Consider the following 10,726-nt stretch of genomic DNA (forward strand, 5'->3'; position numbering starts at 1 on the left):
ATCTCCGGCGGCTCGCTGGGCCAGGGCCTGGCCATCGGCGTGGGCATGGCGCTGGGCCTCAAGCACATGGGCAACCCGGCCTTCGTCTACAACTCCATGTCCGACGGCGAGCTGGACGAAGGCGCCACCTGGGAGGCCGCGATGGGCGCCGCCCACCACCGGCTGGACAACCTGATCTGCCTGGTTGACATCAACAACCAGCAGGCCGACGGCCCGTCGGGCAAGGTGATGGGCTTCGAGCCGCTGGCCGACAAGTGGGCCGCCTTCGGCTGGCATGTGCAGCGCGTGGCAGGCAACGACCTGGCCGCGGTGCTAACCGCCTTCGATGCGGCGCGGGCGCTCAAGGCACCGCAGCCGCGCGTGATCCTGTTCGACACGCTGATGGGCAAGGGCGTGCCCTTCCTGGAGCAGCGCGAGAAGAACCACTTCATCCGCGTTGACCCGCCCGAGTGGCAGCAGGCGCTGCAGATCCTGGACCAATCGCAAGCTGAAGGAGTGCCGGCATGAACGCCCCCGTCGCAGAGAAAAAGCCCCGCCTGACCACCTCGGCGATGATCGCCTCCATCGCCAGCGAAGGGCAGCGCGTCAAGGCCGCGCCCTTCGGCAAGGCACTGGTGGAGTACGCCGCCAACCGGCCCGAGGTGGTGGGCCTGACTGCCGACCTGGCCAAGTACACCGACCTGCACCTCTTCGGCCAGGCCTACCCCGAGCGCTTCCACCAGATGGGCATGGCCGAGCAGCTGCTGATGGCCACCGCCGGCGGCATGGCCAAGGAAGGCCTGGTGCCTTTTGCCACCACCTATGCGGTGTTCGGCACCCGGCGCGCCTACGACTTCATCCACCAGGTGATCGCCGAGGAAAACCTCAACGTCAAGATCTGCTGCGCGCTGCCGGGCCTGACCACCGGCTACGGCCCCAGCCACCAGGCCACCGAAGACCTGGCGATGATGCGGGCCGTGCCCGGCCTGACCGTGGTCGACCCCTGCGATGCGCTGGACATCGAGCAGGCGGTGCCGCAGATCGCCGAGCACAAGGGCCCGGTGTACATGCGGCTGCTGCGCGGCAACGTGCCGCTGGTGCTGGACGAGTACGACTACCGCTTCGAGCTGGGCAAGGCCAAGCTGCTGCGCGACGGCGCCGACGTGCTCATCATCGCCAGCGGCTTCATGACCATGCGTGCGCTGGAAGTGGCCAACGCCCTGGCCGCCGACCGGGTGGACGTGTCGGTGCTGCATTGCCCCACCATCAAGCCGCTGGACGAAGCCACCATCGTGCAAGCGGTGCGCGCCAGGCCGCGGCTGGTGGTGGTGGCCGAGAACCATTCTGTCATCGGCGGCCTGGGCAAAGCCGTGGCCGGCACCTTGCTGCGCCACCGGGTGCAGCCCGCCGGCTTCCAGCTGGCCGGCCTGCCCGACGCCTTCCTCGATGCCGGCGCGCTCCCCACGCTGCACGAGCGCTACGGCATCAGCACCGCGGCGCTGTCGCAGCGCATCAAGGGCTGGCTGGGCTGAACGGCTTGCCGAGTTAGGGGTGCACGCGCCTGCCGGGCGCGGTGGCCGCAGTAGCATCGGCCGGCCCCTTGTCGCAGCCCATGCCCAGCGCCGATGTTGCTCAGCCTCCGTTTGCCCAGGCACCGCTGGCCGCTGGCGGTGCTGCTGGCCTGCATGGCCGCCGGCGCGGCCCCGCCCGACAAGCTGCGTGCGCTGGAGCTGGACTACCTGCGCGCCGCGGTCAAGCCGCTGCTGCTGCCTTACGCCTCGATCGAGATTCCCGCGCTGGACAACCTGCGGGTGGGCAGCGACGAGCGGGGCCCGCACCTGGGCCTGCGCACCTACCACCGTCAGCCGCTGAAAAACGGCGGCGTGCGTGCCGAGATCTCGGTCGACTTTCCGTTCCGCGAAGGCGACACGGTGCGCTATGCCTGGCGCATGAAGCTGCCGGCCGACTTCAGCGCCGATGCGCCGGCCAACCGCTGGTGGCTGATGGCCCAATGGCACGACCAGCCCAACCGCGACCGCGGCGAAACCTGGGAGGGCTACCCCGGCCACAGCCCGTCGGTGGCGCTGGGCTACGGGCAGATCGACGGGCAGGACAAGCTGTCGTTGCTGTACGGCGCGCCGGACCCGGTGCCTTCGGGCCTCATCGCGCTGCGCCGCGGCGTGTGGCAGACCGTCGCGGTGGAAATCACCTGGTCGCGCGGTGAGAGCGGCCGGGTGCGCGTGTTCCTGGACGATGCCCAGACCCCGGTGCGCGAGGCGCGCGGCCGCAACATGTACAACGACTTCCAGCAGTACATGAAGCTCGGCCAGTACCGGCACCCCGACATCCGCGGCGATGCCACGCTGCTGGTGGCCGACATCGACGCCACCCTGGTGCGGCCGCGATGAGGCCGCGCGGCCTGCCCTCGTCCAGCGCCTGCCCGCCGCCGGCCGCGCCTGCCGTGGCCGGCTGGGGCCGCCTGGCACGGCGGCTGTCGCGGCTGCGCCCCATCGGCTGCCCGCAGCCCGAGCGGGCCGAGCTGCGGGTGCTGCAGCTCACCAACATGTACCCCAGCAGCGCCCAGCCCAACCGCGGCACCTTCGTGCGGTCGCAGGTGGAGTCGCTGGCGCGCCACGGCGTGGCCAGCGAGGTGGAGGAGATCCAGGGCTACCTGTCCACCGCCAACTACCTGCGGGCGCTGGCCTGGCTGCCGCACCGCGTGCGCCATGGCGGCGCCGCTCGGCCCGACCTGCTGCACCTGCACTTCGGCTACACCGCGCTGGCCGCGGTGGGCGTGCGCGGGCTGCCCACGGTGCTGTCCTTCTGCGGCGACGACCTGCTGGGCCAGCCCGACGAGCAGGGCCGGCGCAGCCGCAAGAGCCTGTGGCTGGCTGCCTGCGGGCGGCAGGTGGCGTGGCGGGCCGATGCCCTCATCGTCAAGAGCCAGGAGATGGCGCGTGCGCTGGGCCCCGGCCATGCCGACGTGACGGTCATCCCCAACGGGCTGGACCTCGACTTCTTCACCCCGCTGCCGCGCGCACTGGCGCGGGCGGCGCTGGGCTGGCCCGCGCATGAGGCCATCGTGCTGTTCCCGGCTAACCCCGAAGAGCCGCGCAAGAACTTCGCGCTGGCGCGCGCGGTGTGCGACCGGCTGCGCGCAGCGGGCCAGCCGGTGCGCCTGGAATGGATGTTCGGCCGGCCGCAGCAGGACATCCGGCTGGGCATGGCCGCGGCCGACCTGATGCTCAGCTGCAGCGTGCAGGAAGGCTCGCCCAATGCCGTGAAGGAGGCGCTGGCGATGAACCTGCCGGTGCTGGCCACCGACGTGGGCGACTGCGCCGAGCGCCTGGCAGGCTGCAACCTGGGCGGCGTGCTGCCCACCGAGGCCGACGCCTTCACCGCCCGGGCTGCCGAGATCCTGCGCCTGGGCGGCCGCCGTTCCAATGGCCGCGCCTGCGTGGCCGCCCTGGGGCTGGACGCCGTCGCGCTGCAGGTGCTGGCGGTGTACCGCCGTGCCATCGCCCGCCACCGCGCGCGCGCGGCCGGCGGGGGCTGAGCGCATGTGCGGCATCGCCGGCTGGTACGCACGCGGCGGCCGCGCCGTGCCGGCGCAGGTCACGCGTGCCCAGTGCGACACCATCGTGCACCGCGGCCCCGACGACCAGGGCCAGTTCATCGACGGCGACCTGGGCATGGGCATGCGCCGGCTGTCGGTGGTGGACGTGGACGGCGGCCACCAGCCCATGACCAGTGCCGATGGCCGCTGCGTCATCGTGTTCAACGGCGAGGTCTACAACTTCGCGGCGCTGCGCACCGAGCTGCAGGCGCGGGGCCACCGCTTTCGCACCCGCAGCGACACCGAGGTGGTGCTGGAAGCCTTCGCCGCCTGGGGCGAAGCCGCCTGGCCGCGGCTGGAGGGCATGTTCGCGGTGGCGGTGTGGGACCGCCGCGCCCGCAGCCTGCACCTGGCGCGCGACCCGCTGGGCATCAAGCCGCTGTACTGGACGGCGCAGCAGGGCGGCCTGGCCTTCGGCTCGGAGCTCAAGGCGCTGGGCCCGGTGCCCGGCCTGCAGTTCGAGGTGGACGTGCAGGCGGTGGAGCAGGTGGTCACGCTGGGGGCGGTGCTGGCGCCTGCCACCATCTACCGCGGCGTGCACAAGCTGCCGCCTGGCACCGCGCTGACGCTGCAGGCCCAGGGCGAGCCGGTGCTGCGCCGCTTCTGGTCGCTGCGGCTGCAGCCGGCCGAAGGCCCGGTGGACGAAGCCGCCTGGATCGAGGACTGCCAGGCCCGGCTGCTGGACACCGTGCGCCAGCACCTGGTGGCCGACGTGCCGCTGGGCGCCTTTCTCTCCGGCGGGGTGGACAGCTCGGCCATCGTGGCGGCGATGAGCCGCTTGCGCCGCGAGCCGGTGCGCACCTTCACCATCGGCTTTGCGCAGGCCGGCTTCGACGAGTCGCCGGTGGCGGCACAGGTGGCGGCCCACCTGGGCTGCAAGCACCTGTCGCGCGAGCTGTCGCCCGAAGCGGCGATGGCCAGCCTGGAGGCGCTGGCCCAGGTGTACGACGAGCCCTTTGCAGACGACTCGGCCATGCCCACCTGGCTGGTGTCGCGGCTGGCGCGCGAGCAGGTCACGGTGGCGCTGTCGGGCGATGGCGGGGACGAGCTGTTCGCCGGCTACCGCCGCCACCGCGGCGAGGCGCAACTGGCCCGGCTCAAGCGCCTGCCCGGCGCCAGCCGGGTGCTGCAGGGCCTGGCCCACCTGCCGCCGCTGCCGGGCGCTGCCGGCGCCCGGCTGGCCAGGGTGGCGCGCGCCGCGGCGCTGGCCGACCCGGCCGAGCGCAACCTGCTCAAGCAATATCGCGCCCCTGAAGCGGTGCTGCAGCGCTTGTGGGGCGCCGGCCTGCGCCCGCCGCAGGTGGCAGGCTACCGGCGCTGGGCGGCCGAACTGCTGGGCGATGCACCCCGCGGCGATCCGCTGCTGGCCATGCTGCATGCCGACACCACCGTCTGGCTGCCCGACGACATGCTGACCAAGGTCGACCGCGCCAGCATGGCGCATTCGCTGGAGGTGCGGGTGCCGCTGCTGTCGCACCGCTTCGTGGACTGGGCGGCCACGGTGCCCACGTCGCTCAAGCTGCGGGGCGGTGTCGGCAAGCACCTGCTGCGCAAGGCGGTGGAAGGCTGGCTGCCACCAGGCATCCTGTCACGGCCCAAGCAGGGTTTTGCAGTGCCGGTGGGCCAGTGGCTGATGGGCCCGTTCGGCGACCATGTGCAGGCGGTGTGGCACGACGCGGGCGTCGAGGACTCGGGCTTCTTCACACCCGGCGCGCTGGACCGCCTGCTGGCGCGCCACCGCAGCGGCGCGGCCGACCATGCGGCCTTGCTCTACACGCTGCTGATGTTCGCGCACTGGTGGCCGCGGCGGCTGGGCCGCGATCAGCGCACCCGCTCCACCTTCAGGTCGCGCACGTACACCCAGCTGTCGCCGGGAATCGCCGGGTCGCGGTAGCTGCCCACCTTCAGGTAGTGCTGGTAGGCGTTGTACATGTTGGGGCCGCTGGCCTGCAGCACCGGCCGCGTGGCGTCGTCCAGGTACAGCGCCACCTGGCCATCGGCGCCGCGCGACCAGGTGATCTCCAGCGCCACCCGGTGCCACACGCCGCGGGCAAAGGGCACCAGGCCGCGGGTGCTGGGGTTGGGCGCGCCGTAGATCAGCGCCAGCTGGTCCTGGCCGTTGATGCGGCCGTAGCCCAGGCCGATGGACGGCGAATGCGGCTGGTAATCGGCCCAGGTCTGGCCCAGGCTGGCGTCGGGCTGGTCGTGCAGGTCGCCGAACAGCCACCAGCGGTTGGCCGGGTCGGACTGGAAGTCCTTGGTGATGCCGAAGCGCCAGGAATAGCGCACCGTCTGACCTTCGCGGAATGGAAAGTCCACCGTGCCTTCGGCGCGCACGCCGTTGTTGACCACCGGCTGGCCCTGGTAGTTGCGAAAGCCCAGGAAGCCGCCACTGCCATCGCTGAGCGCGCGCAGGTTGTCCAGCGCCGGCACTTCCAGGTGGGCGATGGGCAGCAGTTCTTCGCCCATCACATGGCGCAGGTAGGCCATCTCCAGCGTGCGCGGGTCGGCGCTGCCCGTGGTGGCCAGGGCGGTGGCGGTCTTGTCGGCGGCCGTGTCGATCACCAGCGGGGGCAGGGCTTCTTCGGCCGGCATCGCCACCGACGCGGTGCTGTCGCCACCGCTGCTGCCGCCGCCGCAGGCGGCCAGCAGCAGGCTGGCAGACAGCGCCAGTGTGGCGGGCCAGGCGCGGCGGGCGCAGGAAAGTAGGGCGGTGGGGGTGGTCAGGAATCGGGCACTCATGGTCGGGGTCGCGCGGCGGGCCGGCGTTCTGCATTCGAAGGTCGTGGCCTGATTTCGTCGCACCACCTGCCAACTGGAGCGGCGGGCTGTAACGCGCGCCGCCGACCTGTAACCAAAGTGCCGCCTTGCCGATGGGCGCCGACCCCCCAGTTCGTCAGCGCAACGGCATCGAGGCCAGCCGTAGACTGGTTTGCCCGACTGCGTGCATCACCGACATGGCTTCACCTGCGTGCTCGCTAGCCACCGCCTGGGGCCGCCGGCCTTGTGTGCTGCCGCCCGACTGGCTGGATTTGTCCCCGGTGGACACCGACCTGCCGTCCGTCGAGCGGCTGCTGCGCCGGCTGGACGAGTCGCGCATGCGGGTGCGCCTGCCGGGCGACGGGCCGGCCAGCGGCTCGCCGCGGCGGGTGGCCCTGCGCGACATCCCCGACCTGTCGAGCCACCTGGCCAGCGGCCAGCCGCTGCACCTGCAGGCCATCGACCTGCACCAGGTGGACGCCGGCCATGCCGAGATGCTGCGCCGCTTCCGCCAGCGGCTGGAAGCGCTGGTGCCCGAGGTGGCGCACCCCAGCACGCAGGTGACGATGGGCCTGTTCCTGTCCAGCGGCGGCGCGGTGGCGCCTTTCCATGCCGACCAGGAGCACAACTTCCTGGCGCAGGTGGCGGGCGACAAGAAGATGCACATGTTCCCCAGCGAGCTCGACACCTTTCCCTGCATCAAGCGCGAGGCGCTGGCCGCCGACGACGAGCATGTGCTGGACACCTACCACCCCGCGCTGGAAGCGCGCGCCGAGGTGGTTCACCTGGTGCCCGGCACCACGCTGTACCACCCGCCGATGAGCCCGCACTGGGTGGACACCGGCCGCGCCTCGCCTTCGCTGTCGCTCACCTTCAGCTTCACCACGCCCAGCGTGCACCGGGTGCTGCTGCTGCACAAGCTCAACCGCCGGCTGCGGCGGCTGGGGCTGCAGCCCCAGCCGGTGGGCCGTCGTCCCGGCGTGGATGCGGCCAAGCTGGTGGTGGCCCGCGCGATGCGCGCCCTGGTGCGGCTGCAGCGGCCCGGCTGACGGGACGGGCGCCTCAGCGTGCGGCGCCCAGCAAGGCCTGGTGCACCGCCTCGAACTGGTCGACGATGCGTTCCATGCGGAACTCGCGCTCGATGCGCGTCCGGCCCGCGGCGCCCATGCGCGTGCGGGCCTCGGGGTCGGCCAGCAGGGCCAGCAGGCGGGCGGCCAGCGCCTTGGCGTCGCGCTGCGGCACCAGGTGGCCGGTGACGCCGTCTTGCACCAGGTCGGCGGTGCCGCCGCCATCGCTGGCCACCACCGGCTTGCCCAGCATCATGTACTCGGCAATGCTGTTGGACATGCCTTCGGTGAAGGTGGCCAGCACGCCAATGTCGAAGGCGCACACCACCTGCTCGATGGGCGCGGCCACCCGGCCCAGCACCCGCAGCTGCGCCTGCCGCTCGGGCGGTATCAGGGCCTGCACCGCCGCCAGCGTGGGGCCGCCGCCCACCATCACGAAGACCACGTCGTTGCGCCGGGCCAGCACCTGCAGCGCCGCGTCGATCAGGGTGGGGTGGTCCTTGTAGTGCGAGAAGGTGGCCACCATGCCCACGATGTGCGGCGCCTGCAGCCCGTATTCGCGCCGCAGCCACTGCGGATCGAGCGTGGCTGTCGCACGCGCCAGGTCGAAGCCGCTGGGAATCAGCCGCGCCTTGTGCGCGGGCGGGCCATACGCCTGCAGGCCCGCGCGCGAATTGCCCACCACCGCATCGGCGGCCCGGAAGGCCCAGCGCGCGCGGCGCACCAGCACCGGCGGCATCACCGCGGGTGCGTCCTGGATGAAGGCCACCAGCAGCGGGATGCGCAGCAGCCGGGTGGCGGGCACCGCATACAGCGCCGGCATCACGTGCCAGGCCGCCACCAGGCTGGCCTGCCAGCGCCGGCACAGCCGCCAGAAGCGCCAGGCCACCCAGGGGTCGCGCCGGCTGCGGCGCACCAGGTGTTCCACATGCACGCCGGGCAGCGCCAGCAGTTCGGTGAAGAACAGCTCCGGCGTCATCGTCACGACCACGATGCGCCAGCCGCCGCGCGCCGCCAGGCCCTTGACCAGCTCCACGCACTGCCGTTCCTTGCCGCCGGCCTGCAGGTTGTCGATGAACTGCACCAGCGTTTTCATGCGGCCGGCGCCTGCAGCATCGCGGCCAGGCTGGTGGCCAGCGGCACCTGCGCGGCCCAGCCGCACTCGCGGCCGATCTTGTCGGCGCTGCCCACCACCACCGGCACGTCGGCCGGCCGCAGGCGGGTGGCCTCGGCCTCGATGCGCACCGGCAGGCCGCTGGCCTGCACCAGGGCGTCGAGCGCATCGCCGATGCGCACCGCGTGGCCGCTGCACACGTTGTAGACCTCGCCGCTGCGGCCCTGCCGGGCCAGCGCCTGCAAGGCGGTGGCTATGTCCCGGGTGTCGACGAAATCGCGCCGGGCTGCCAGCGCGCCCACCCGCAGCACCGGCGCCTGGCGGCCGGCGGCGATCTTGCGCAGCTGCGCCGCGAACGAACCCAGCGAGGTGTTGTCCGGCATGCCGGCGCCCACGATGTTGAAGACCCGCGCCAGCACCACGTCGTGCCCGGCGTGGGCCAGGGCGCGCACCGCCAGGCTTTGCCAGGCCTTGCTCACGCCATAGGGCGTGACCGGCGCCAGCGGGTCGGCTTCGCGCACCGGCAACTGCGCCGCTTGCACCAGGCCGCACTCGGCCGCGGAGCCCACCACCACCGTGCGCGCCCGCGGCGCCACCGCCTGCAGCGCTTCCAGCAGGCCGATGGTGGCCTGCACGTTGTCGCGGTAGAAGGTGGCCCAGTCGGGCGCCTGCAGGCGGCCGGCGGCATGCAGCACCACGTCGGGCTGCAGGGCCTGCAGCGCGTCGCGCAGCGCCGGCCCGTCGTTCAGGTCCAGCGCCAGCACGGGTGCGCCGGCACCGTGCGCGGACGGTCGGCGGCCCAGGCCCACGCAGCGCGCCTGCGGCCAGGTGTGCGGCAGGTGGCGCAGCAGCGCCCCGGCCAGAAAGCCGCCGCAGCCCGTGACCAGCACGGTGGCTGCCGCTTCAGGCGGCATGGCCCGGCAGGAAGCGCTGCGGATTGGTCTGGAACTGTCGCTGCGCTTCTTCGTAGTCGTCCACGCGGCCGATGTCCAGCCAGTAGCAAGGCTCCTGCGCGCAGTACACATGGCCGCCGCCGGCCAGCACCCGCAGCAGCAGGTCGGGCATGCCCAGCGATTCACCGGGCCGGATCAGCGCCTGGCACTGCCGCGACAGCACGTACACGCCCATGCTGACGGTGTAGTCCAGCACCGGCTTTTCGCGGTAGGCCGCCAGAAAGCCGGCGCCGTCGCTCTCGATCACGCCGAAGTCGACATGGTGCTCGCGCCGCACCGTGGCCACCGTGGCCTGGGCGCCTTTTTCCAGGTGGCGGTCGTACAGCGCGCGGTAGTCCATGGTGGTCAGCACGTCACCGTTCATCACCAGCATGTGTTCGGCCGGGCTGCGGATCAGCGCCAGCGCGCCGGCGGTGTTCAGCGGCGCTTCTTCGCGCACGTATTCGATCTCGATGCCCCAGCGCTCGCCATGGCCGAAGTAGGCCTGGATCAGCTCGGCCAGGTGGCCGGTCAGCAGCGTCACCTTGCGAAAGCCGCCGCTGCGCAGCTGGCGGATGATCACCTCCAGGATCGGATACTCGCCGATGGGCACCAGCGGTTTCGGAAAGCACATGGTGTAGGGCCGCAGCCGGGTGCCGCGCCCGCCGGCCAGGATCACTGCCTGCATGATTGCCTCCTCGTTGGGGGTGGTTGGCGGGCCGTGCCGCTACAGGTGGTAGAGGCCGGGCTTGTAGTCGTCCAGGTGCTCTCGCACGTAGTCGATGGTGCGGGCCAGGCCGTCGCGCAGGCTGTGCCGCGGCTGCCAGCCGGTCAGCGCCTGCGCCTTGTCGTTGCCGCACACCAGGCGCATCACTTCGCTGGCTTCGGGCCGCACCCGCTGGTCATCGGTCACCACGTCCACCTGGCTGCCGATCAGCGACTGGATCAGCGCCACCGTCTCGCCGATGGACACGCCGCGGCCGGCGCCGACGTTGATCACTTCGCCCAGCGCCGCATCGGATCGGGCGACGGCCAGAAAGCCTTCCACCGTATCGGCCACGTAGTTGAAGTCGCGCACCGGCGCCAGCGAGCCCAGCCGCAGCACCCGCTGGCCCGACAGGATCTGGCTGATGATGGCCGGGATGACGGCCCGCGCCGATTGCCGCGGGCCGTAGGTGTTGAAGGGCCGTATCGTGGCCACCGGCACGCCGAACGAGAGGAAGTAGCTCTCGGCCAGCTTGTCGGCCCCGATCTTGGA

General features: G+C 72.2%; 10 protein-coding genes and 1 pseudogene. 6 read left to right on the forward strand and 5 right to left on the reverse strand.

What is annotated here, in order from left to right:
• The 5 genes and pseudogenes from ABNT58_RS21795 to asnB form a co-directional block, all read left to right on the forward strand.
• Positions 1-507, forward strand: a pseudogene (locus ABNT58_RS21795) (transketolase); the annotation flags it as partial.
• The gene (locus ABNT58_RS21800) at positions 504-1,511 is read left to right on the forward strand and encodes a transketolase C-terminal domain-containing protein (protein ID WP_348755507.1); all 1,008 of its coding nucleotides are present in this window, start codon (positions 504-506) and stop codon (positions 1,509-1,511) included. The pseudogene ABNT58_RS21795 and the gene ABNT58_RS21800, both read left to right, overlap by 4 nt.
• A gap of 93 nt (positions 1,512-1,604) precedes the next feature.
• Positions 1,605-2,387, forward strand: coding sequence for a heparin lyase I family protein (locus ABNT58_RS21805; protein WP_348755508.1), 783 nt, complete (start codon positions 1,605-1,607; stop codon positions 2,385-2,387).
• Entirely contained in the window at positions 2,384-3,535 is a 1,152-nt protein-coding gene (locus tag ABNT58_RS21810) for a glycosyltransferase (protein ID WP_348755509.1), read from the forward strand. The genes ABNT58_RS21805 and ABNT58_RS21810 overlap by 4 nt, the downstream gene beginning before the upstream one ends.
• A gap of 4 nt (positions 3,536-3,539) precedes the next feature.
• The gene (asnB, locus tag ABNT58_RS21815) at positions 3,540-5,489 is read left to right on the forward strand and encodes an asparagine synthase (glutamine-hydrolyzing) (protein WP_348755510.1); all 1,950 of its coding nucleotides are present in this window, start codon (positions 3,540-3,542) and stop codon (positions 5,487-5,489) included.
• Here asnB and ABNT58_RS21820 read toward each other — a convergent pair.
• Positions 5,417-6,337, reverse strand: coding sequence for a heparin lyase I family protein (locus tag ABNT58_RS21820; protein WP_348755511.1), 921 nt, complete (start codon positions 6,335-6,337; stop codon positions 5,417-5,419). The genes asnB and ABNT58_RS21820 overlap by 73 nt on opposite strands.
• 299 nt (positions 6,338-6,636) lie before the next feature.
• On the opposite strand from ABNT58_RS21820, the gene ABNT58_RS21825 reads away from it, so the two are divergent.
• Positions 6,637-7,404, forward strand: a complete 768-nt coding sequence (locus ABNT58_RS21825; RefSeq protein WP_348755512.1) for a cupin-like domain-containing protein — start codon at positions 6,637-6,639, stop codon at positions 7,402-7,404.
• Between the two features lie 13 nt (positions 7,405-7,417).
• Here ABNT58_RS21825 and ABNT58_RS21830 read toward each other — a convergent pair whose 3' ends face one another.
• The 4 genes from ABNT58_RS21830 to ABNT58_RS21845 all read right to left on the reverse strand — a co-directional run.
• Positions 7,418-8,518 carry a glycosyltransferase gene (locus ABNT58_RS21830; RefSeq protein ID WP_348755513.1) on the reverse strand — a complete coding sequence of 367 codons (1,101 nt, stop codon included), beginning with the start codon at positions 8,516-8,518 and terminating at the stop codon, positions 7,418-7,420.
• Positions 8,515-9,450 (reverse strand): NAD-dependent epimerase/dehydratase family protein, encoded by a 936-nt coding sequence (locus tag ABNT58_RS21835; protein WP_348755514.1) that lies wholly within the window; start codon positions 9,448-9,450, stop codon positions 8,515-8,517. Before ABNT58_RS21835 ends, ABNT58_RS21830 begins: the two co-directional genes overlap by 4 nt.
• Positions 9,440-10,156, reverse strand: coding sequence for a sugar phosphate nucleotidyltransferase (locus tag ABNT58_RS21840; protein ID WP_348755515.1), 717 nt, complete (start codon positions 10,154-10,156; stop codon positions 9,440-9,442). The genes ABNT58_RS21835 and ABNT58_RS21840 overlap by 11 nt, the downstream gene beginning before the upstream one ends.
• Before the next feature lie 39 nt (positions 10,157-10,195).
• Positions 10,196-10,726 (reverse strand): GDP-mannose 4,6-dehydratase (locus ABNT58_RS21845; protein ID WP_348755516.1); only part of this gene is annotated, 531 nt, incomplete at its 5' end.

It is taken from the genome of uncultured Aquincola sp., assembly GCF_964001545.1.
In the GTDB taxonomy this organism is placed as follows: Bacteria; Pseudomonadota; Gammaproteobacteria; order Burkholderiales; family Burkholderiaceae_C; genus Aquincola.